The organism is Winogradskyella echinorum (genome assembly GCF_014297365.1).
Lineage (GTDB): Bacteria > Bacteroidota > Bacteroidia > Flavobacteriales > Flavobacteriaceae > Winogradskyella > Winogradskyella echinorum.
Genome location: NZ_JACOQD010000002.1, coordinates 596,268 through 620,977 on the forward strand (window position 1 = coordinate 596,268; position 24,710 = coordinate 620,977).

A 24,710-nucleotide genomic window follows, 5' to 3' on the forward strand; every position below is an offset into this window, starting at 1 on the left:
AGTTATCGTTTAAAGGAAAATAAAAAAAAACGAAACGCATGTGATAAAAAACAATAGATACAATCACATGAAAATATTATTTGCGTCTGCACTTATCCTTGTTGGTTCTTGCTCTACTCTGAGACACAGCGAAAAAGTTAATAATCTTAAAAACAGTATTGCATTTGATGATAAAAGCGTTGTTGAAAAATATATCAATACTATTAAAGCTGATGAGTTAAAAAATCATTTAGAAGAAATAGCTTCAGATAAATACAATGGCAGAATGACTGGTGAAGAAGGACACAACCAAGTTTGTGATTACATAAGAGCATATTATAAATCTCAAAATATTAAAGCGCCAAAATCTAATCCTAATTATTACCAAAAGGTTCCAAAAGATGTTTTACCAAATAACCTAAATGACTCTCAAAATATTATTGCTTATATAGAAGGTTCCGAGTACCCAGAAGAATATGTTTTTATTACTGCACATTCTGATCATGAAGGTGTAAAAAATGGAGAAATTTATAATGGTGCAGATGATAATGGATCTGGCACTGCAGCGGTTTTAGAAATGGCTGAGGCATTTAGTAGCGCTGTAAAAGATGGATATAGACCTAAACGAAGTATTGTTTTTTTGCATGTAACTGCTGAAGAAGTCGGTCTTCATGGGTCGCGTTATTATTCAAACAATCCTATTTTTCCGTTAGAAAACACCATAACAGATCTTAACATAGATATGATTGGTCGTGTTGATCCTATACATAAAGATAATGAGAATTACATATACCTTATTGGATCAGATAGAATAAGTACCGAATTACACTTTATCGCCCAAAAAGCCAATAGTGAATTTACAAATTTAGATTTAGACTATACATACAATGCTGAGAATGATTCTAACCGTTATTATTATAGATCGGATCATTATAATTTTGCAATAAAAGGTGTGCCTGTAATTTTCTTTTTTAATGGCGAGCACGAAGATTATACCCAACCAACTGATACAGCTGATAAAATTAATTACCCTTTGTTAACTAAACGAGCAAGATTCATATTTGCCACAGCTTGGTATATTGCCAACTCAGATAAGCGATTAAGCCCAGAGATTATTTAGTGTTAAAGTTTGTTAAAGAAATTTAGCCTTAACTCAAAGCCCTATCAATTTTTGTAATTTTACTTACTTACTTTTTTATAATCAACATATTACTAATACAACTAACTATCTTAACGATTTAATAAAATGAAAAAAACACTACTAATACTTTGTGTTTCTGGTTTAATATTAAGCTGCGGAACCTCTTCTAAAACTAATTCTGCTTCTGCTAAAGTATCAACTAAAACAGTAGATCCTTCGGAATACGCATCAACAATTACTTCAGATGAATTAAAAACAATGCTATACAAATATGCATCTGATGAATTTGAAGGTAGAAACACTGGAGAAAAAGGTCAGAAAATGGCTGTAGAATATTTAAAAGCACAATACTTAGCTTTAGGAATTCCGACACCTTTAGGTGGTGACGATTACTTTCAAGAAGTGCCTTTAGAGAAACAAAAAATTGCTGAAGCTCAATTGAGTGTTAACGGTAAAACGTTTAATAGTTTTGAAGATCATATTGTATTAGCAGCAGATCAAAGTATTGATATTTCTGTAAATGACATTGTATATGTTGCTTCTGGTATTGATGCTGATAATTATTCAGATTATAAAAATGTTGATGTAAAAGGTAAAATAGTTTTGGTAAAAGCTGGTGAGCCAAAGGACGCAAATGGCAATTACGTTACGTCTGGTACCAATGAAGAGACAAAATGGTCTAGTGGTCGTCAATCTTTATCGAGCAAAAGAGATGCAGCAAGAGACCATGGCGCAAAAGGCATGCTTTTAATGGATAGTGGATTATTTCCTAGATATGCAGGTTTTTTTAAAAGACAGGCTGAGTCTGGTGCTTCTGGACGTTTATCATTAAAAAGTAATGAAGCTGGCATGACCATGCTAATGATTAATGAAAGTTTAGGTAAAGCACTACACGCATCTATTTTAGAAGATAATACGCCAAAAGTACTGGACTCTAAAATAAATTTAGCAATAGAAAATAATGCAGAAGAAGTAATTTCTGAAAATGTTGTAGCTTATATAAAAGGTACTGAAAAACCAGATGAAATTATTGTAATTTCTGCACATTTAGACCACGAAGGTATAAAAGATGGACAAGTATACAATGGTGCAGACGACGACGGTTCTGGTACAGTTGCTATTTTAGAAATAGCTGAAGCATTTAAAATGGCTGAAAAAGCTGGAAATGGACCAAAACGTTCAATATTATTTTTACATGTTACTGGAGAAGAAAAAGGACTTTTAGGTTCGAGACATTACACAGATAACGACCCTATCTTTCCATTAGAAAATACAGTTGCAGATCTTAACATAGATATGATAGGTAGAACAGATCCTAAACGTAAGGAAGGAGATAGAAATTATGTTTATTTAATAGGTAGTGACAAACTAAGTACAGACTTACATAATCTATCTGAAGAAGTTAACAAAAAATATACAAACATAGAGTTAGATTACACTTATAATGATGAAAACGATCCGAATCGTTATTATTACAGATCAGATCATTATAATTTTGCAAAAAACAATGTTCCTGTTATATTCTATTTTAATGGTACACACGATGATTATCATAAGCCAAGTGATACGCCAGATAAAATTGAATACGATTTATTAGAAAACAGAACACGTTTAGTTTTCCATACAGCTTGGGAGATTGCAAATAGAGATGCGAGAGTTGTTGTAGATAAAGCTGCAGAATAGGATTTTAAAAACAGAGATAAAAAGGGTCTTTCAGTAACTTAACTGAAAGGCTTTTTTTATTAAAAAATAGTTCAAAAAGGTTTTGCAGAAAATTGGAAATAAATTACATTTGCAGTCCTAATTAAAATGGTGGTTGTAGCTCAGCTGGTTAGAGCGTCGGTTTGTGGTACCGAAAGTCGCCGGTTCGAACCCGGTCTTCCACCCTAAATTAGTAAAAAGCTTCTCAGTAATGAGAAGCTTTTTTTATTTTTACTATAATATGTCATAACACAAGTTTTATCAAGTGATTAATAGATTGCATATCAAACAACTATAATCCATAATCAATCTTTCATTTCATTCGCTTACAACCATTTAAAAAATTATACTATGTTTGGAGTATTTTACAACATATAGTTGATATTTTAAACATTGGCAACGATTACTCTAAGAATCGTAAAACGAATGGAAAAGAAATTAAAACATAGTATTCTAACTTCTTATTTAATAGGAGCACCAATCGGAATTATTATTGTTTTCGCAACTATTTTTGTTCCGAGTTTTTTATTTGGAGAAGGACTAATGATCATTGTTATTCTTGGTACATACGGAATCTCAACTATCGGACTTGTGGTTGCGTTTATAATTTCTTTGTGGATAGGCGGAAAAGTAGCCTATAAGAATATTAAAAACGGAAAGTCTTTACTTCTAACTTCCTTCAAATATTCAACACTTGTGAATGCAATTATTTGGACAACTTTTTGTTTGATCATTAGCATAACAGTTAAGGAAGAAAAAATTCTAATGATGGTTCCTCCTATTTTTGCTTTTGTTGTTTGTACAGTATTAACAACATTTTCAATCGGGCTTTTAATTTCATACGTTATCAAACGAATAATTAGTAAACCGACTGAATTAAAAAATAGTGTTGCCAACAAAGTATATAAATAATTAAATCGTAAGTGCATATATCGAAAATTTTAACGAATTTTCGCACACTTAGTACTTTTTTACTAAATTACTACTCAAACAAAAGAAACTGTAACTGAACTAGTTGTCACCAAACTAAAAAATGATAAAAACCTTGAAGCTTAAATTTATTGTAATTATTTCTCTTTTTTGCATTTTTCAATCAAAGGCCCAAATTACCTTAACGCATAATATTGGTGAAACTCCAATAGCCACTGGAATGTTTTCATGTGAAGGCGATGAAACATGGATGAGGGTATTTGACCTCTCTGAATTTGGGGTTGGTCCAAACGAAGAATTTGCAATAACGTCAGGGCAAATAGCTTTTTCCGAATCAAATCCAGGTGCTAACTTACAATTCAGAATTTATAGTGTTGGAGGTGATTTTCCTAATTATCCTTATTCTTTATACCCACCAACATTGTTAGGAACACGTGGCATTGGAACAGCACCAACAATAAATGGGGAGCCTGAGATTCTTCAAACCGATTTTAATGAACCTGTTATTATTCCTGCAGGTACCGAAAAAATTCTAGTCGCTGTAGAAAAGTATTGGAGCGTTTATGACCCTGAGTCCGCAATAGTGGTTATTGCCGGAACGGAAAATGATACTGGAGTGTCTTATTACTATGGTTGCGACGAAAGTTATGGTATAACTCCAACTACAGACTTACCGAATCCTGTGCCAAATGCCAACTTTTATATTAATGTTACTGGTGAAACCTTCAATGCTTTTAGTAATGGTCCAACGACTAGACTAACTCATAATACCTGTGGGGATATTATTAAAACCAATATTTTTTCATGCTCATCATCATACCTTTACTGGTCAAGGACGTTTACTTTATCAGATTTTGGAATTTCAAATAATGAAGAATATGTTATTAATTCAGGACAAGTTGCCATAAATAATACTGGATGGCTACCAGAGATTAATTTTAGTATTTACGCCATAGATGATAATTTTCCTGCCTCTTTTTCAGAAACAGATTTAATAGGTAGTAGTCAGTACCAAACATTACAATATGGAATTGGAGACAGTCCTCAAATCATTGAAGTATTATTTGACACGCCAATCACGGTACCTGCTAATGTAGAAAGAATTTTAGTTGAAGTACACAAAGGAATTGTTTCCGGTGATGCACTTGCTTTTATAGGTGGTACAACAGTAGATAATGATGTATCATGGCAGCGAGGTTGCATTGTAAACGGAACACCAGTAAATGGATTTGTAACAGCCACAGATATGGGATATCCAAACTCTAACTTTTATATAAATGTAACTGGTAATGTAAATCATATTAGTAACTCGTTTGGTATATCGGTGACAAACATTTGCTCAGAGTTTTTGAAAGAGTTTAGTATAGAAGGTAACGACAATTTTAACTCTGTATTATGGGATTTTGGTGATCCTGCTTCAGGTTTAAACAATAATTCATATGACTTGTCGCCATTTCACGATTTCTCGGCTGATGGCGTATATACTATTACAGCAACTGTAACGGCATCAGATGGAAGTGTTGAAGTCTTATCAGAGACCATTGAGGTTTATGAACCACCTAACGCATATGGAATCGATAATATTTATGCCTGTGAAGACGTGTCTAATACAGGCATATCATCTGCCTTTGATGTAAGTGCGGTCGAAACTCAGGTACTTGGAGGGCAAACCGATAAAACAATAACTTATATTGATGGCAGTGGTAATGAATATAGCTCCCTACCAAACCCTTTTACCAATACAATTAGTGGTTTAGAAACAATTATCGTAAGAGTAGCAAATGACAATAACCCGTGTTGTGTTTCTGAAACAACTTTTGATCTAATCGTAAATCCTTTACCTGAAATAGAAACTAATTTAGCATTAACGAGTTGTGAAAACGTATCTAATGGTTTTGCTGAATTTAATTTATCAAATTTACCTAATGAAATTATAAACGGGCAACCAGATTTAATGCTTGAATTATTAGATAGTAATAATAATTTAATTTCAATTTCCGACTACAATAGTTATGAGAACCTTGTGGCTAATCAAGATTATATTATAGCACGTCTAACTAATACTTCGACTAATTGCTCATCGGACATAAATATCAACCTGACCATAAGCACTAACCCAATTGCCAATCCGTTGCAACCAATATATGGTTGTGATGACAACAATGATGGTATTTCAGAATACTTTGATATTTCTAATATTGAAAGTCTAGTACTTAATGGGCAAACAGGTTTTCTAGTAAGTTACTTTAATGAAGCTGGTATTGAATTACCATTACCTTTACCGAATCCTTATACAAATTCAATTGCTTTCAGTGAATTAATTACTGTAAGGGTTACTAATCCAAATTCAACCTGCTTTTCAGAAACAACTTTACAATTGCAAACTGTTACACAACCAAATATTAATCAACCAAATAATCTATTTGCATGTAATGAAGGAAATGGATATGCCCATTTTGACACATCCCTTATCGAGCAACAAATAATTGGAAACCAAACAGGTTTAACAGTTACCTACTTTGATACTAGCAACAATCCATTACCAAGTCCTCTTCCATTATTATTTCAAAACACAGAACCTTTTTCTCAAACTATTAATGTTATAATAGAAGATACAGCTAATCCAAATTGTTATTCAGAAACCAATTTTGATTTAATCGTAAATGAATTGCCTGAAATTAACTTACAAGACGAATATTTTATATGTAATTTAGAACCATCATTACCTTTAATTATAAACTCTGGTTTTAATTCATATAATTGGATTTATGAAGGTGGCACTATAGTTTCTAACACTAATAGCGTAGATATTGCAGATGAAGGAAATTATCAATTAACAGTTACACAAATTGAGAATGGTATAACTTGTGAAAACACATTTAATTTTACACTTATTCGTTCTGTTTTACCCGAAATCGAAACAATAAATTTTGGTGAGTTAGGGAATAATTTTATTGAAATTATTGCTTTTGGTGATGGAGATTTTGAATATTCAATTGATGGTAATAATTTCCAAGACAGCAATTATTTCTCAAATATTCTTGGTGGAATTTATACAGTTTTTGTTAGAGATAAAGATGGTTGCGGACAAGATTCGGAAGAAGTTACAGTGATTGATTATCCAAAGTTTTTCACACCAAATAATGATGGATTTAATGATTTTTGGCAAATTAAAGGTATCGTTAATTTCCCAAATTCTAATACATTAATATTTGATAGATTTGGAAAGCATTTAGCAACTATAACATCAAATGAAATAGGTTGGAATGGACAACATAATGGTAAACTAATGATGTCTAATGATTATTGGTTTAGAACAGACCTTGGTAATGGTAGAACTTTTTCTGGTCATTTTTCGTTAAAAAGGTAAATACCTTTTTTTGTTTATAAGACTGAAACAACATCTTTCTTACCTATAAAATGATATGGAAGCGCCATTTCACTTATTGAGACATATAAAATGTAACTAAATTGACCAAACCGCTAATTAAATCTGTAATTATAATCTTAATCTTTAGTAGTTGTCAACAGAATGGAGATTATTATTTTCACTTTGACGAAGTAAACCATTATTCTATTAAAATAGATGAAAACGAATTATTTGACCTTGAAGAAAAGAAGAATATCTCTAAAAATCAACAACTAAAGCTTGATATAATTTTAAATAACAAGCCTAAAAAAATTACAGATACTACATTTATTCCTAGACTTACAGTATTAGGATTTAAAAAGAATAAAGTCCCATCAACTAAACATGTAGAATTAAATAAAATATTTCGAGAAAAACATCATGACGAAGTTTATGCACTTGCATGTGTTCATGTTTATAGAGACATTCTAATATTTAAAAAATCGGATTCAATAATAGGAATCGCAAAAATATGTTTTGATTGTTTAAATAGTCAAATTCTAGGGACATCCGCCAATACCATAGAATTCGGACAATCTGGAGATTATGGAAAACTTTATAAATTATTAAATTATAATTAAGGTATTACATCAAAAGAATTCACTAAACAAGACTAAAAAGAGTAACTAAAGATTAAACTCCTAATATAAAACTGTCTTATCTATACTAAGTTCCCAAAATTATTTTAAATCAAATAAAGAATCTACTGTAGGATAACGCTCAACAGTAAAACCTTCGGCATGCTCTACTCCAACTAGCCTACCTAAATTTCGAGCTCTATAATCGATACTGTCTGTAAAATTCTTACTCGATATAGGTGTTTCAGGCTCTTCACTATTTGGGTCATAAAACTGAGTTTCATAAGCTAAAACCGATTTCATTTTGGTATCCATATATCCAGAAACATCAACAACTACATCTGGTTCTATGTCTTTCCATTGTATATAATGATATACGGCTTTCGGTCTCCAAGGTTCTTGAATTTTGTTATCACCTAAACTAGTTTCAATTTTAATTAATCCACTTAAAAAACAAGCATCACTTACTAGCTGACTTCCTTTACCATGGTCTATATGTCTGTCGTCAATTGCATTACAAATCACCATTTCCGGTTTGTAATAACGAATCATTTTTATAATTTCTAGTTGATGTGCTTTGTCATTTACAAAAAAGGCATCTGCAAACTTCATATTAACTCTGGCGTGCACTCCAAGAATTTTTGCAGAATTAGAAGCTTCTACATCTCTAGTTTCAGCTGTGCCACGAGTACCCAGCTCACCTCTTGTTAAATCAATAATTCCTACTTTTTTACCATTAACAACTTCCTTTGCTAGTGTTGCTCCACAACCTAATTCTACATCATCTGGATGTGCTCCAATGGCTAGTATATCTAACTTCATTCTTATTTTTTTGAAATTTTATTAATCGCTTGGTCGATATCACTCTTTAAATCTTTCACATCTTCAATACCAACAGAAAAACGAACCAGTTGGTTACTAATACCTACTTTATCGCGCTCTTCTTGCGTTAATAGTGCATGTGACGTAAGATGTGGTGAAATCATAGTACTTTCAACTCCTGCTAAGCTCATTGACGATTTTATAAGTTTTAATTGTTTTTGAAATTCTAGTGCATCTAAATCATCTTTTAACTCAAAAGACAACATCGCACCAAATCCTGTCATTTGAGATTTGGCCAATTTATATTCTGGATGCGATTTTAAACCTGGATAATAAACTTTGGAAATTTGAGAGTGCTTATTTAACCATTTAGCCATTTTCATGGCATTTTTAGTTTGCGTTTTTACGCGCAAACCTAAGGTTTTCATACTACGCTCTAACATCCAAACCGTCATGTCACTTAAGCTTCCACCAAGGTTTTTTCCAACGTTCCAAATACGTTCAATAATTTCTTCTGAACCAGCTACTGCACCTGCACAAATATCACTGTGACCACCAAAATATTTAGTTGCAGAATGCATTACCATATCAACACCTAAATCTATTGGATTTTGATTTACAGGAGAAGCAAAAGTATTATCTATTGATGTTAAGATATTCTTAGCTTTTCCAAGCTTTGAAATTGCTTTAATATCTGTAATCGTTAATAAAGGATTTGAAGGTGTTTCAATATGAATTAATTTTGTGTTTGGTTGAATAGCAGCTTCAAAATCTTCGACTTTATAACCATTTGTAAAAGTATATTCTATCCCATATTTAGGGAATTCTTCTTTTATAAAATTCACGGTTCCACCATATAAAGTATTTTGAACCACCAAATGATCACCTTTTTGCAGAAAAGCCAAAAACATATGACTTATTGCAGCCATACCAGAACTAAAAATCAACGCTGATTCTGTGCGCTCTAATGCAGCAATCTTTTTTGATAAATATTCTTGATTTGGTGTGTTAAAGTACCTTGGATAACGCTTTACATCTACATCTAAAAACTCATAAGACGAGCTTAAATACATAGGTGAAACTGCGCCTTTAAATTGTTCATCTTTTATTTCTCCAATGTGAGTACAAATGGTATTAATACCCATTTTTTTATTAGTCATATCTTTTTTATTGAATGTTTATAAATTTAGTAAAAAAGGAACAAATTAAACGTTAGACTTTAACAGATTTCCAATAGCCTTTTTTAAACCAAATAATTCCGATAATAGTGATTAAAACTTCTGCCAGTGTTATTGCCAAAAAGACGCCTATTGGACCGAAATTAAATGTCAATGCCATTAGATAGGCAAATGGTAATTGAAATAACCAAAAGCAAATAAAATTAATCCAAGTTGGTGTTTTAGTATCTCCTGCACCATTAAAAGAGTTGATTATTACCATACCATAACCGTAAAAAATATAACCAGCAGCAATAATTCTTAAACACAATGCGCCATTTTTAATCACCTCAACTTCGGGTGTAAACCATGAAACAATTTGTGGAGCAAAAACCAAGTAAAAAACAGAAACAATACCCATAAAAATGGCACTAAATTTTCCTGTTTTCCAAACAGACTGCTCAGCACGATCTGCTTTATTAGCACCTAAATTTTGTCCAACCAAAGTAGCTGCTGCATTACTCATTCCCCAAGCAGGCATTAATGTAAACATCATTACACGAATGGCAATAGTATAACCAGCTAGTACTTCACTACCAAATTCGCTCATAATTCGCATTAAAAACACCCAAGATGATGTAGCAAGTAAGAGTTGACCAATACTTCCTAGTGATACTTTAATAAGATTAATCATTACTGCAACACGTAACACTAAATCTTTAAAAGCAACTTTAATTTTACTCCAGCCATAAAAAAGAACAGCCAATTGAAAAACGACAGCAGTACCTCTACCTATAGTGGTAGCAATTGCTGCACCTTCTACTCCATATGCTGGTATTGGACCAAATCCAAAAATAAACATTGGGTCTAAAATAATATTAAGACCGTTAGATAGCACCAATGCCCACATGGCTATTGATGCATCACCAGCTCCCCTAAAAATAGCATTAATTAAAAATAGCAGCATAATGGTAACGTTTCCACCAAGCAGTACTTGTGTATAACCATAACCTTCGGCTATAAGATCTGCTTCACCACCCATAAGTTCTAAAATTTCTTTTGGGTAGAGAATACCAATAACGCTAATGATTAAAGAGACTAATACTCCGAGAAAAATAACCTGTACAGCAGCTTGTGAAGCTCCTTCCCTGTCTTTTTCACCAATCCGTCTTGCAACAATTGCGGTAGCTGCCATACTTAGACCAATAGCAACAGCATATACTAACGTAATAACGGATTCGGTTAAGCCAATTGTTGCAACTGCATTTACACTTACTTGAGAGACGTAGAAGATATCTACAATTGCAAAGACAGATTCCATGAGCATTTCTAAAATCATAGGTATAGAAAGCATAAAAACGGCTCTGCGTATACTGCCTGTGGTAAAATCTTGTTCCTTTCCAGAAACAGCGATTTTAAAATATTTAAAAAATTGTTTTATTGAAATTTTATTCGATTGCATTACTTAAAAAATTTAATATAGAGATATGTCAAACAGCAGATGTTTGACTATTGACATCGCAAGAAGATGCGATAATTTTTTCCGTATATTTTTACTTATGCAATCATAATGACACAAATATGCGCATTATTTTCTTAAAACAAATCACTTTTTATAATAAACCCTATACTTTCTGTAAGCAAAGAATCCTAAAAGCGCTACTAAAACTATTGCAATGGCAATGAATTGAAAACTTAGTATTTGGTCTCCACTGGCATAAGCATGCAAACCAGATAAGTAGAAATTAACTCCAAAATAAGTCATTAGAATACTAGCAAAAGCTATAATTGATAAAAAGTTATATAACCATCGTCCACGTAAACCAGGTACTAAACGTATATGTATAACAAAAGCATAGATCATAATACTAATCAACGCCCAAGTTTCTTTTGGATCCCAACCCCAATATCTTCCCCAACTTTCGTTAGCCCACATACCTCCTAAGAAATTACCAATAGTTAACATTACCAAACCAACAGTTAATGCCATTTCATTAATAATAGTAAGCTCTTTAATATTAATGAGCATACGCTCTTGATTCTCTTTGTTGGTAAAGATCATTAACAACAAGGCTACGATTCCTAATATCATACCTATAGCAAAAGGGCCGTAACTTGCTACAATTACAGAAACGTGTATCATTAACCAATACCCTTGCAATACAGGTTGAAGATTTGCTATTGCAGGATCCATCCAATTCCAATGTGCAACCATTAATATCATAGAACATACAAACGCAGAAGCTGCGACTGTTAAATTACTTTTTCTTCCAAGTAACAATCCAAATAACATCACAGACCATGCTACATAAATCATAGATTCGTAAGCATCACTCCAAGGTGCATGACCAGATAAGTACCAACGCCAAATTAAAGCTGCTACATGCATTGCAAATAATAGAACAATAACACCAATAAAAATATTGATAGCTGTTTTAAGTCCCTTGCTTTTATACTTAAAAATCTGCACTATAATCAATACAAACAAAATAGTGGCCGCATACATATACCAACTAAACAAACGTTTGAAGATATCATATTCGTTATAAAGAATTTCTGATTTAATTTTATCATCAGAGAGCATTACTTCGCTACCCAACTTTTGTTGCGTCTTTTTAATTCCAGACAATAACTCTTCTGCTTTAGTGTAATCTCCTGTCTGTTTAGCATTATTAAGCGTTACCAAATATGCTGTAAAACCATTATTTATAAAATTACCATAAAGCGTATCTTCTATCTTTTCTCTATAGCCCTCTTCTCTAAATTCTAATGAAGAAATCCATTTATTGTTTTCATCACCTGGAATAGGAAATATCTTTATTGTACGTCCTTCAATTGTATTGTGCAATAAGTTTACGCGAGAATCTGCTTCCTTAATTTCTTTCTGAAATCCTGTTGGTACTTGAGCTTTATAGGCCTCTTCTAGATAAGGAGCCAACTTATACATTCCGTCTGGTGTAAAGTAATCTATAAAACTTGAAAACTCTTCATCGTAATCTATACCGATAATTGACCTAATAGAATCAGCCTTTCTTTTCTTTAAATAGATAATTGGTACATTATACCAAAGCATAGGACTTTCTTGGATTGAAAGAAAAACCTGCGAAGCATTAAAGTCTTCATAAACATCGCTTTTACTTAATTTTCGAAGCATTTCAGAAGCATATGTATGCATCGGCATCATACGACCACTATAGTCTTGGATAACCATTTCCGAAAACTTAGCAGCATGTTCCTTAGGTGTAATATGTACTTTTAAAATTGAATCAATTTGCGCCTTCGCTGTTTTTTTAGGATGTCCATGACCATCATTTTCTGAGTGTTCTTGCGCAAATCCAGAAAAGCTAAGAAGTAACAAAATCATGCTCATCATTTTTGCTTTCTTCTTCTTTAACTTATTAAGCTTGCTTCTTATATCATCGAAACGAGTATGCTTAGCAAATAGAATTGCCATTAAACCAAAGTACAACAACATGTAACCAGCATAAGTAATATAAGTTCCCCAGCGATCGTGGTTTACAGAGAGAATAGTTCCTTTTTCATCTGGATGATAACTTGCCTGAAAGAAACGATAACCTCGATGATCTAATACATGATTCATATAAATACGATAGTCAAAATCACCTTCTTCCTTATCTAGAATAGTCACCTTACTTTCAAAAGATGAATACGAGTTTTCGGTTCCTGGATATTTTTCACCAATAAAATCATTCAACTTTACAGAAAAAGGTAATTTTTCTAGTCGAGAACCATATTGTAAAGCTATTTCTAAGCCACCAACTTCAATTTCTTCAACTGGATTAAAAGTTCCCGGACCACCAATTATGTTAGCACTTTTTGTTTCTCCATTAACAGTGACGTCTATAACAATGCCATCTTCGTCATTTTTTAGAATAACGGGTTTTTTAACAACATCAAACACACCTTTAATTACTGGTTTAGGAAATACTAACTGCATATTTCCAATAATATATCGCGAACGCAATACAAGAGGTTGCAAGCTATCTTTAACCAACTTTCCTTGAGCTCTGGTTGCCATAGTCATATACTCGCCTGCGTAAGGAGATTTTATGAATAACCCTTCATCAGTATTCATTATGTTTATGGCTCCTTCTTGTTCTTTATTTAAAGAAATAAGGACATTATGCAAATTAGAAACTTCACCTTCTTTAAGAAAATGATTGTGTGGTCTTCCATCACCAGCTTCAACAATTTTGAGGTAACTTTCGCCAGATGCATCTGGTACAATATCCTTTTCCGCACCAGCAATAAACTTTTTAAGTTTAAAGTTAACAGGAATATTATCGTAGGTTATAGTTTCATCTAAGTCGTTATCTAGTCTTGGTGAAAAATCAACTTCTCGTTGAAAATTATAGCGTTGCAAAACTCCATCAATTTTATAATCTCCAACAACATAAGCCGTAACATAGGTTTTTAAAGATCTAAACTCATTAACAGTTTCACCTTCACCAATTGACATTCTACCTTCATAACCAATATAACGTGTTATAAAAGCTCCAAGAAGAATAAAAATAAAGGATAAGTGCAAAATTAAAGTCGCCCACTTTTCTTTTTTATGTAAACGATATCTAAAAATATTACCCACAAAATTGATAACAAAAAAGACCATAATCGCTTCAAACCACCATGCATTATAAATTAATGTCCTTGTATACGGTGTTGGTGAGGTATCCATATTTCTATCTAGAATTGTTCCGGTTGCCATTGCGACGGCAAAAACAATAAATAAAACAGCAGTAAGTCTTGTGGAGAATAGGATATTAGCGATTTTCTTTTGCATAGCTATAAGCATTTTTAAGCTCGTGCAAAGATAAGCCTTTTTGCTCATTTAGAGATGCTTTTTAAAGCATCAAAAGATGTTAAATTTATTAGAATAAAAAAGGCTACTTAGAACCATTTGATTTAAGTAATTTATTTTGCTCTTCCATTAACTCTTTTAAGTCTGACAACAGTTGAATGTCTTTTGGTGTTACAACAGTTTCATCCTTTGTGTCTTGTGCTTTATTGCGCAATCTATTCATTCCCTTAACAACAATAAAAACGGTGAATCCTATAATTAAAAAATCTAAAAACACTTCAAATAATTTACCATAAGCGATGGCAACTTCTGTCGTAGTAATTGTACCAGAAGCATCGGTTATTCCATCTCTAAGAACGAGCTTCTTATTTTCAAAATTTACTCCATCAGAAAGTAAAGACAATGGAGGCAAAATAACTTGTTTAGCCAATACATCGATCACTTTATTAAAAGCTGCACCGATAATTATACCAATGGCCATATCCATCATATTTCCTTTTACCGCAAATTCTTTAAATTCCTTAATTAATTTCATGTTATATTATTTATTCTAAATTATCAATTCTTTGTTCTAGCTTCAAAAATCTTTAAATATAAAAAGGTTCCCATTTTACGAGCACGTCGCTTGGCATTTTCAGCGTAATCACCTACAAATAATTCATCAATAGTTTGAAACCATAAGTTTAACCATAAACCAAAATGCAATTCTGTAATGGCATTATTGTGAGCTGCATCTACTTTTACATGAGCTTCGAGCGGATTTCCGTAATATTTTGTTTTTAAAAATAAACTCGATTCCCAAAACGTAGTTAGATGATCTAAATGCGAATCCCAATCTTTAATGGTTTCATTAAAAAAAGGACCAAGAACGTCATCTTTTCTTACCTTTTCGTAGAATTTAGATACCAATTGAAAAATATCTGCTCTCGTTTTAATGTCGCTTTTTGTCATAATATTCAAAGTTATTGCTTTAATCTAAAAGTTCTTATTCTTAAATGGGAAATCTTAGTATTTTTACAGCATGATATCAGTTGTCTTACTTGGCGCAGGTAATGTAGCCACGCATTTGTATAAAGCATTCTCTAAAGCTGAAGAAGTTTCAGTAGCACAATGGTATAATAGAACTTTATCATCAATTCAGTCCTATAAAAATGAGGTTGATATTATTAATGATTTATCTAAATTAAAAGTAGCCGATATATACATTTTAGCGGTTAGTGATGATAGTATAGCGCAATTGTCTCAAGACTTACCTTTTGAGAATAGATTAATTGCACATACCTCTGGCAGTGTTGCAATGCACGATTTAGATAAAAAAAATAAGATTTCGGTATTTTATCCTTTGCAGACTTTTTCTAAAGATGCCGATGTTAATTTTTCTGAAGTACCTATATGTATAGAAGCTTATCAAAAAGAAAACCTTAAAGTTTTAAAAGACTTAGCGAAGGCAGTTGGTTGTAAGGCTCATAAAATATTTACAGATCAGCGACAAATCCTACATTTGGCTGCGGTTTTTGTTAATAATTTTACCAACCAATTATACAGAATTGGTCATGAAATTTGTGAAACTAAAAATATAGAATTTGATATCTTAAAGCCTTTAATACAGGAAACTGCAAAGAAAATACAAGATATGTCACCATATATAGCTCAGACAGGTCCTGCGAAGCGGAATGATAAAAAGACTATAAAACGACACTTAAAGCAAATTGAAAATGAAGACCACAAAGCGATTTACAAATTGCTTACTGCTTCAATAAAAAAGACACATAACTACAGTTTACCATCTAACAAAAAATAACACCTATAATGACCGACGATAAAAGTTATAAAGAATATTTAGCAGACATTACCACCTTTATTTTTGATGTAGATGGTGTGCTAACCGATGGTACTATTACAGTAACAACTGATGGTGAAATGCTACGCACCATGAGTATTAAAGATGGTTTTGCATTAAAAACTGCTGTAGATGCTGGTTTTAATTTGTGTATTATTTCTGGTGGTTCTAATGAAGGGGTCCGTAAGCGTTTAGCAGGTTTAGGTATAAAAAATATTTACTTAGGAGCGCACAACAAAATTGAACAGCTTAATGACTACTTAAATGCAAACAGTATTGCAAAATCGCAAGTGTTATATATGGGAGATGATATACCAGATTATCCGGTTATGAAATTGGTAGGTTTACCTTGTTGCCCTCAAGATGCTGTGCAAGAAATTAAAGCTATCTCTAAATATATTTCTCACAAAAATGGAGGAAAAGGTGCTGTAAGAGATGTTATAGAACAAGTACTTAAAGTGCAAAGTAAATGGAATGGTAACTTTGACGCTAAGTATGACTAGTATGAAGTATGAAGTATGAAGTATGAAGTATGAAGTATGAAGTATGTAAAAAATAAAATACACTATCCAAACTTAAATATGATTCACTTTTTTAAATTAATTCGTTGGAAAAACCTAATAATGATTGCTTTAATGCAAATTTTGGTTAAATACGCATTGCTTTTACCCTATTTTAGAAGTGGAGAAGTTGCAACGGCTTTAAGTCCATTGGCTTTTTTCCTTTTAGTATTAGCTACTGTATGCATTGCCGCTGGAGGTTATGTTATAAACGATGTTTACGACATTGAAACAGATAAAGTTAATAAACCAGAAAAAGTGATTATTAATAAACATATTTCTGAAAAAACAGCTTCTGCGCTATTTATTATTCTAAATGTAATTGGAGTTGGTTTAGGGTTTTATTTATCTAATGGTATTGGCAAATCTGGCTTTTTTGTCATTTTCATTGTTGCTTCTGCTCTGCTCTATATTTATTCATCTTACTTAAAGCAAATGTTACTTGTAGGCAATATTGTTGTGTCTTTAGTGGTGGCCTTAAGTATTATTTTAGTGGGAGTTTTTGAATTAATTCCCGTAATAGACGATAGCAATAGAATTAATCAAATTTTCTTTTTCAGAATTATTTTAGATTATGCCATTTTCGCATTTATGATTAATCTACTGCGAGAAATGGTAAAAGATATTGAAGATATAGATGGCGACCATAAAGCTGGCATGCGAACGCTTCCTATAGTTGTAGGTAGAGAGCGTACTAATAAAATTGTTTTTTTCTTATCATTAATACCTTTATTTTCTGTTGTATATTATATCATCTCTAATTTATTTAAACAACAACTTCTCGTAGGCTATTTTTTAATCTTTGTAATTGCACCATTAATTTATATTACTATAAAATTGTTTAGTGCTGAGCAAAAATCGCATTACAGACATATTAGTCTTATCTTAAAACTCGTAATGCTTACAGGTATGCTATCATTATTGGTCTATAATTTCACTTTAAGATAATAGATGTTAAACGACAAACTCAAAAATTTCAATATCATTTTAGCTTCGGCTTCACCTCGTCGTCATGCATTTTTAAAAGCGATGAATCTCGATTTTGAAATTCAACTAAAACCTGTTGATGAAATATATCCTGAATTTCTTAAAAGTTATGAAATCACAGATTATTTAGCAAAGCTAAAAGCTGAGCCTTTTATTGAGAACTTACAATCAAATGATATTTTAATCACCAGCGACACCATTGTTTGGCATAACGAAAAAGCTATTGGCAAACCAAAAGATGAAGATGATGCTTTTAACATGATAAAATCTTTGAGTAATTCAACACATGAGGTGGTAACCTCTATTTGTTTCACTCAAATATCAAAACAAAGCATAGTCAATACTATAACTAAAGTAATTTTTAAGGCTTTGAGTGATGAAGAGATTTGGTATTATGTAAAAAACTACAAACCGCTAGATAAAGCAGGTGCTTATGGCATACAAGAATGGATTGGAGCTATTGGTATTACTAGTGTGGAAGGTTCTTATAATAACGTTGTGGGCTTGCCTACACATTTGCTTTACAAAACGTTAAATGCTATTGCAAACGGTAATTAGCATCGTAACTTTGCTGTATTAATTTTTAGTGAACATCGAGCGTTGTTGAAGTGTTCTTAAAGAATCTTAAATACTTAAGTTATGAAAAAGATTTTCTTATTATTATGTCTCTCTTTACTTCTTTTTAATTCTTGTAAAAAAGCAAAAACTGAACCTTCTGAAGTTATGGCAATTTCAGAACCTAAAACCGAAGATGCATTACCCAAAACTGTCCTTACTAAAGCGTTTAATGAGTATTGGTTCAATGGTGAAGCAGAAATAACATCCTATAAATTAGAACAAGCACGTTATGGAGAACTAAGAGAAGGCACTGCTGTTTTAGTATACGTAACTGAAGATTTTTTACCAGAAGTGCAAGTAAAAGCAGATAATTATAGTAAAGAAAACATACCCGTTTTAAAGCTAAATGCTACAAAAAACTTTATCACAGGTATTTACCCTTATTCCATAATGCAAAGCACCTTTTATCCAGTAGCTAATAATAAACATGCAATAAAGATTTCTGCGTCAATACAAGAATGGTGTGGACACGTCTATACACAACTTAATAATCGTGATGATTTTGAAGTGACCTCACATTCCTATTTTCAAGGTGAAGCAGATCAATCTTTTACTTTAAAAAAGACCCTAACAGAGAACGAATTATGGACCAAGCTTCGTATTGATCCAAAAAGTCTTCCTGTTGGATCTATAGAAATCATTCCTTCAATTGAATATCTCAGATTTACTCATAATGCCACCAAAGCATATAAGGCAGAAGCAAGTTTAGAAAATGGAATTTACAGTTTATATTACCCTGAGTTAAATAGACTACTAAAAATAAACTTCAACGCCAGCTTTCCACACAACATACTAGGTTGGGAAGAAACTACCACAAGTGGCTATGGCGCATCTGCTAAAAAATTAACAACCAAAGCCACAAAATTAGAATCCATTAAATCTGCTTATTGGAATAAAAAAAGTACTATAGACGAAGCTCTTAGAGAAACTTTAAAATTACAATAGACTTATAAAAATCACTAACTATATTTGTTTAGCGATAATCAACTTAACATGAATGAATTTTATTCTACCTATAAAGACGAAATCATCTATTCAGCTATATTATTATTTATACTATTAATAATTAGAGCGATTATAGTTATAACTGTCAAAAAAATCGGAAAAAAAAGTGGAACCACAGAGGCTAGAGCTAACCTAATTGGTCGTTACGCCACTGTAACCCTTGTTTTTATAGCATTACTAATAGAAGCATTAATTATAGGTGTAGAAGTTGGTGATATAACACTAATTTTTTCCTCTGTATTTGCAGTAATTGGTATTGCGTTATTTGCCATTTGGTCCATCTTAAGCAATGTCACTTCTGGAGTCATTATGTTCTTTTCATTTCCTTATAAAGTTGGAGACAAAATTAAAATACACGATAAGGATTATCCTGTAGAAGCTATTATCGAAGATATTAGAGCGTTTCAATTAATTTTGAGAGAGGATAATGGTGACCTAGTTACCTATCCAAACAATCTAATTTTACAAAAAGCTGTAACCTTGATGGAAAAAGATGCTTTAGATGACAGCAGTATTTTGTAAATTGTCCTTGATACTTAAAAAACTTTATGCATGGTTCTAAAACGTAAGGCCAAAAAAAGAACAACAGATTACCAAAAACATGTTGGCCAAGTTCCAGGCACATTAATTTATACAGGAAAAAAATCTGATAAAGATTTTCAGGTAGAATGCTTCGATTATACCAAAGACAAGATAGAAGAATCTGTACTTTTAAACATAGGAGATGCAATTAATTACAAAGAGACTGATTCTGTAACTTGGATTAATGTAGATGGTCTTAAACACACTGACCAAATTGAAAATATAGGACAACAATACAATATACACCCTCTTGTACTAGAAGATATTGTAAATACCACACAACGTCCTAAAATAGATGAATATGAAGACTATCTCTTTGTAGTTCTAAAAATGCTTTATTACGATAAAGATGAAAACATTGTTATTGAGCAAGTCAGTTTTGTATTAGGCAAAAACTATGTTTTAACTTTTCAAGAATCCGAAGGAGATGTTTTCGATTCTATAAGAGAACGCCTACGTTTTAGTAATGGTCGCATAAGAGGATTAAAATCCGACTATTTAATGTATGCATTAATTGATGCAGTGGTTGATAATTACTTTAGTATAATTGAAACACTAGGTAATAAAATTGAAGACTTAGAAACAGAACTTTTTGAAGGACATGCCAGAGAAAACATTAATATTGAAATACAACAATTAAAGCGCGAAATTTTAAAAGTAAGACGTGCTATTTTTCCATTACGTGAAATTATAAATCGAATAGAAAAAGGTGAGCATCCACTAATTTACAAACGCACAATTACCTACTATAGAGATATTTACGACCATTTAATACAAGTATCAGAAAACATTGATATTTACCGAGAAATGATTTGGAGTTTAATGGATATGTACATGACAACCATTAGCAATAAGATGAACGAAGTCATGAAAGTACTCACCATAATGTCAACTATTTTTATACCGCTCACCTTCCTTGCTGGTATCTATGGAATGAATTTTGAATACATCCCAGAATTAAAATATCGTTATGGTTATTTTGTTCTTTTAGGAGTAATGCTACTTCTTTTTATAGCATTATTATTTTATTTTAAACGTAAGAAATGGCTGTAAATTCTTATAATTGCTAAAGAATCAACCAAAATCTTAAAAATGACTAGACAAGAACACCTCAAATTTTGCAAAACATGTACTAATAGAGAAATGGATCTAAAATTAGGTCTTGTATGTAAACTAACTGGCAGAATTGCCGATTTTGAAGGAGAATGTGAATCTTACAACCATGACGAAACTGCTGTTGCCAAAATGGATGACGAAGTTGAAATGGTTAGCTCTGAAATAACATCCAAAATTTCGGAATCTACTTTAGAAAAACTAAAATCCGAGCAAAGTTTACCTGCTGCTATTTTTGCAGGAATTTTTATAGGTGTACTAGCAGCCATAGCATGGGCAGCAATAACCGTTTCAACAGGACTAAAAATTGGTTTAGTAGCTATAGCAATTGGTGCTGCTGTAGGGTTTGGAATGCGCTTTTTTGGAAAAGGCATTGACCAAATTTTTGGTATTTGTGGTGGAATTATAGCTTTAGTTAGTTGTATTTTAGGCAACCTATTTAGTGTTATTGGTTTTGTTGCAATCAGCGAAGGATACGGACTTTTTGAGACCTTTTTAAACTTTGATTATTCATATTCTTTTGATGTTATAAAAGAAACAGCAAGTCCTATGGATCTCATCTTTTATGCTATAGCAGCTTGGGAAGGTTATAAATTTTCCTTTCGAAAATTCACTCAAAAAGATTTGTACGAACTCGAAAAAACAGAAGATTAGCTTAAACCGTTAAACAAAACCTAAAAAAATCGCATAAAACAGTATCTTTCCTATATTTGAAGAGCAACTAACTAATAACCTCATGTATCAGATTAGACTCTGTCTTTTGCTTTTTATAAGCAGTATATTTTCATTACACGCCCAACAACCTCAAAAACTCAATTCTTCAGAAATTTACGAAGCTGTTCAAAAACTTAATGTTTTAGGTTCAGTACTCTATATCGCTGCGCATCCAGATGATGAGAATACACGTTTAATCTCTTACATGGCTAATCATGTAAAGGCTCGTACTGCTTATTTGTCTTTAACCCGTGGAGATGGTGGACAAAACCTAATTGGGCCAGAAATAAGAGAGCTTTTAGGTGTTATTAGAACGCAGGAGCTTTTAGCTGCAAGACGTATCGATGGTGGTGAACAACGTTTTACAAGAGCAAATGATTTTGGCTACTCTAAACATCCAGACGAAACTTTAGAAATATGGAATAAAGATGAAGTACTTTCTGATGTGGTTTGGGCCATCCGAGAATTTAAACCAGACATCATTATTAATCGATTTGACCACAGACGAGCAGGACAAACTCACGGACACCATACTAGTTCTGCGATGTTAAGCTTAGAAGCTTTTGATTTAGCAAACGATCCTTCAAAATATAGTAGTCAACTAGAATTAACTGAAACTTGGCAGCCGAAACGTTTATTTTACAACACCTCTTGGTGGCGCTATGGAAGTCAAGAAGAATTCGATAAAGTGGACAAAAGCAATATGCTCAACTTTGATATTGGAGTGTATTACCCAACAAAAGGTATGTCTAATAACGAAGTGGCCTCTTTAGCAAGTAGCCAACACCTTTGTCAAGGTTTTGGTCGTTTAACGACTCGTGGCTCACAAAAAGAATATATCGAATTTTTAAAAGGAAAGCCTTTAGATGATGGCAATGATGTTTTTGCCGGTATTGATACTTCTTGGAACAGAATTGAAGGTGGACAAGCCATTGGAAACATTATGACCAAAATTGAAAATAATTTTGATTTTGTAAATCCTACCACTCACCTACCACAACTTTTAGAAGCCTATAGATTGCTTCAAAATGTTAACGACAACCATTGGAAAACTATTAAAACCAATGAGCTTAAAGCTATAATTGAAGCTTGTACTGGTTTGTATTTAGAAGTGTCGGCAAATTCTCCACAAGCTTCGCCAAATTCTGATGTTGCTCTGCGTATGGAAGTTTTAAACCGAAGTAATGCAAAAATCAACTTGGTGTCGTACAATCTTTCCACCTTAGATAAAGGCATTACAAAAAATATGGAATTGCCAGAAAACCAACGTTTAAATTTTGAAGAAGGTATTACAATTCCTCACAATATGGCTTATACAGCTCCATATTGGCTAAACAACCATAGTACATTGGGTATGTATCATGTAGAATATCAAGATTTAATTGGCTTACCAGAAACACCAAGAATTATTTTCGTAGACTTTAATTTAAATATAAATGGTACACCTATAACTATAACAAAACCAGTTGTATATCGCTATTCAAAACCAGATAAAGGTGAATTATATAGGCCTTTTGAAATTATTCCAGAAGTATCAGCAAGCATAAGCGATAAAGTATTCATTTTTGAAAATGACCAACAAAAAGAAATTGAAATTATTGTAAAAGCTGGTCGCGATGCTATTGAAGGTTATGTGCAAATGGCTTATCCTAATGATTGGAGTGTTTATCCCCAAAAGCAAAAGATAGAAATTGCTAATAAAGGAGATATTCAAAAAGTGGTATTTACTGTAATTCCTCCAAAAGGAAAGAGTGAAGGTTTAATAACTCCAATGGTAAATATTAATGGTGAATTTTACACAGATGAGTTAATAGAAATAGATTACGAACATATTCCATTTCAAACGGTTTTAATGCCAAGTGAAAGCAAAGTGGTACGCTTAGATATTGAAAAAAAAGGTGATAATATTGGTTATATTGAAGGAGCTGGTGATGTAGTGCCTGAAAGTTTGAGACAAATCGGTTATAAGGTTACCATTATTAAACCAGAACAAATTTCACCAGAAAACCTTTCTAATTTTGATGCCATCGTTGTTGGCATAAGAGCTTACAACATTGTAGATGAATTAAAATTTAAACAAAAATTCTTACTAGATTATGTAAAAGAAGGTGGGAATCTGGTAATTCAATATAACACCAATAGAAGATTAAAAGTAGATAATTTAGCACCATATGATTTAAAATTATCACGAGATCGTGTTACTGATGAAAATGCTTTGGTAAGAATATTAGAGCCTAATCATCCTGTTCTTAATTTTCCAAATAAAATTACTATTCAAGATTTTGAAGGTTGGGTACAAGAACGTGGATTGTATTTCCCAAATGAATGGTCTAAAGAATTTACACCACTACTCGCTTCCAACGATAAAGGAGAGTCATCTAAAGAAGGTGCTTTACTAGTTGCTAAGTATGGTAAAGGAAATTACATCTATACAGGCTTAAGCTTCTTTAGAGAATTCCCAGCTGGTGTTTCTGGAGCTTATAGGTTATTTGCTAACCTACTTTCAGCAGGAAAAGAAGATGCTGCTACATTAAAAAATTAAGAAATTAGAGAGAAATAAAACTAAATAACTAATTAGAACCAACAATAACAAAAACGAAAGTCCCGATTTTCGACAACGTCGGAATAAACGATTTTAAGAAATAATGAGCAAAAAAGTGGAACTGCGAAGCGTAGTTTCAAGCATGTAACTTTGAAAGAGAATGTGCTTTAGCAATTTCCTTATAAATCGTTTTGACTTTTTGGTTCGCTTTCT

Annotated in this window: 20 protein-coding genes and 1 tRNA gene; 15 read left to right on the forward strand and 6 right to left on the reverse strand. The window is 32.3% G+C overall.

Going from position 1 to position 24,710, the window contains the following annotated elements; all coding sequences use genetic code 11:
• Positions 1-67 precede the first annotated feature (67 nt).
• The 6 genes from H8K90_RS09805 (at position 68) to H8K90_RS09830 (ending at position 7,741) form a co-directional block, all read left to right on the forward strand.
• Positions 68-1,099 carry a M28 family metallopeptidase gene (locus tag H8K90_RS09805; protein ID WP_186845785.1) on the forward strand — a complete coding sequence of 344 codons (1,032 nt, stop codon included), beginning with the start codon at positions 68-70 and terminating at the stop codon, positions 1,097-1,099.
• A gap of 126 nt (positions 1,100-1,225) precedes the next feature.
• Positions 1,226-2,803 (forward strand): M28 family metallopeptidase, encoded by a 1,578-nt coding sequence (locus tag H8K90_RS09810; protein WP_186845786.1) that lies wholly within the window; start codon positions 1,226-1,228, stop codon positions 2,801-2,803.
• Positions 2,804-2,931: 128 nt separating this feature from the next.
• Positions 2,932-3,007, forward strand: a tRNA-His gene (locus H8K90_RS09815).
• Between the two features lie 240 nt (positions 3,008-3,247).
• Positions 3,248-3,733, forward strand: a complete 486-nt coding sequence (locus H8K90_RS09820) for a hypothetical protein (protein WP_186845787.1) — start codon at positions 3,248-3,250, stop codon at positions 3,731-3,733.
• Between the two features lie 121 nt (positions 3,734-3,854).
• On the forward strand, positions 3,855-7,121 hold the full coding sequence (locus tag H8K90_RS09825; protein WP_186845788.1) for a T9SS type B sorting domain-containing protein: 3,267 nt from the start codon (positions 3,855-3,857) through the stop codon (positions 7,119-7,121).
• Positions 7,122-7,222: 101 nt separating this feature from the next.
• Positions 7,223-7,741: a hypothetical protein gene (locus H8K90_RS09830; protein ID WP_186845789.1), complete on the forward strand. Its 519-nt coding sequence runs from the start codon at positions 7,223-7,225 to the stop codon at positions 7,739-7,741.
• Between the two features lie 99 nt (positions 7,742-7,840).
• On the opposite strand, the gene bshB1 is transcribed toward H8K90_RS09830, so the two are convergent.
• The 6 genes from bshB1 to H8K90_RS09860 all read right to left on the reverse strand — a co-directional run bounded on the left by bshB1 (position 7,841) and on the right by H8K90_RS09860 (position 15,487).
• Entirely contained in the window at positions 7,841-8,560 is a 720-nt protein-coding gene (bshB1, locus tag H8K90_RS09835; protein ID WP_186845790.1) for a bacillithiol biosynthesis deacetylase BshB1, read from the reverse strand.
• Positions 8,561-8,562: 2 nt separating this feature from the next.
• Positions 8,563-9,720 (reverse strand): trans-sulfuration enzyme family protein, encoded by a 1,158-nt coding sequence (locus tag H8K90_RS09840; protein ID WP_186845791.1) that lies wholly within the window; start codon positions 9,718-9,720, stop codon positions 8,563-8,565.
• 52 nt (positions 9,721-9,772) lie between these two features.
• The gene (locus H8K90_RS09845) at positions 9,773-11,179 is read right to left on the reverse strand and encodes an MATE family efflux transporter (RefSeq protein ID WP_186845792.1); all 1,407 of its coding nucleotides are present in this window, start codon (positions 11,177-11,179) and stop codon (positions 9,773-9,775) included.
• Positions 11,180-11,323: 144 nt separating this feature from the next.
• On the reverse strand, positions 11,324-14,518 hold the full coding sequence (gene ccsA / locus H8K90_RS09850) for a cytochrome c biogenesis protein CcsA (protein WP_186845793.1): 3,195 nt from the start codon (positions 14,516-14,518) through the stop codon (positions 11,324-11,326).
• Positions 14,519-14,621: 103 nt separating this feature from the next.
• Positions 14,622-15,071: a large conductance mechanosensitive channel protein MscL gene (mscL, locus tag H8K90_RS09855; RefSeq protein ID WP_186845794.1), complete on the reverse strand. Its 450-nt coding sequence runs from the start codon at positions 15,069-15,071 to the stop codon at positions 14,622-14,624.
• A 23-nt stretch (positions 15,072-15,094) separates the two neighbouring features.
• Positions 15,095-15,487 carry a group III truncated hemoglobin gene (locus tag H8K90_RS09860; protein ID WP_186845795.1) on the reverse strand — a complete coding sequence of 131 codons (393 nt, stop codon included), beginning with the start codon at positions 15,485-15,487 and terminating at the stop codon, positions 15,095-15,097.
• A gap of 70 nt (positions 15,488-15,557) precedes the next feature.
• Between H8K90_RS09860 and H8K90_RS09865 the strand changes: the two genes are divergently transcribed.
• From H8K90_RS09865 to H8K90_RS09905, 9 genes are all read left to right on the forward strand, one after another.
• Positions 15,558-16,337 (forward strand): Rossmann-like and DUF2520 domain-containing protein, encoded by a 780-nt coding sequence (locus H8K90_RS09865; protein WP_186845796.1) that lies wholly within the window; start codon positions 15,558-15,560, stop codon positions 16,335-16,337.
• An 8-nt stretch (positions 16,338-16,345) separates the two neighbouring features.
• Positions 16,346-16,879: a KdsC family phosphatase gene (locus H8K90_RS09870; RefSeq protein WP_186845797.1), complete on the forward strand. Its 534-nt coding sequence runs from the start codon at positions 16,346-16,348 to the stop codon at positions 16,877-16,879.
• 36 nt (positions 16,880-16,915) lie between these two features.
• Positions 16,916-17,884, forward strand: coding sequence for a geranylgeranylglycerol-phosphate geranylgeranyltransferase (locus tag H8K90_RS09875; RefSeq protein ID WP_261799350.1), 969 nt, complete (start codon positions 16,916-16,918; stop codon positions 17,882-17,884).
• A gap of 3 nt (positions 17,885-17,887) precedes the next feature.
• Positions 17,888-18,481, forward strand: coding sequence for a Maf family nucleotide pyrophosphatase (locus H8K90_RS09880; protein WP_186845798.1), 594 nt, complete (start codon positions 17,888-17,890; stop codon positions 18,479-18,481).
• Between the two features lie 81 nt (positions 18,482-18,562).
• Entirely contained in the window at positions 18,563-19,486 is a 924-nt protein-coding gene (locus tag H8K90_RS09885) for a septum formation inhibitor Maf (RefSeq protein ID WP_186845799.1), read from the forward strand.
• 48 nt (positions 19,487-19,534) lie between these two features.
• Positions 19,535-20,068 (forward strand): mechanosensitive ion channel domain-containing protein, encoded by a 534-nt coding sequence (locus tag H8K90_RS09890; protein WP_186845800.1) that lies wholly within the window; start codon positions 19,535-19,537, stop codon positions 20,066-20,068.
• 30 nt (positions 20,069-20,098) lie between these two features.
• Positions 20,099-21,181, forward strand: a complete 1,083-nt coding sequence (gene corA, locus H8K90_RS09895; RefSeq protein WP_186845801.1) for a magnesium/cobalt transporter CorA — start codon at positions 20,099-20,101, stop codon at positions 21,179-21,181.
• 39 nt (positions 21,182-21,220) lie between these two features.
• Entirely contained in the window at positions 21,221-21,895 is a 675-nt protein-coding gene (locus tag H8K90_RS09900) for a hypothetical protein (RefSeq protein WP_246457644.1), read from the forward strand.
• Between the two features lie 82 nt (positions 21,896-21,977).
• The gene (locus tag H8K90_RS09905; protein ID WP_186845802.1) at positions 21,978-24,497 is read left to right on the forward strand and encodes a PIG-L family deacetylase; all 2,520 of its coding nucleotides are present in this window, start codon (positions 21,978-21,980) and stop codon (positions 24,495-24,497) included.
• Positions 24,498-24,710: the final 213 nt, after the last annotated feature.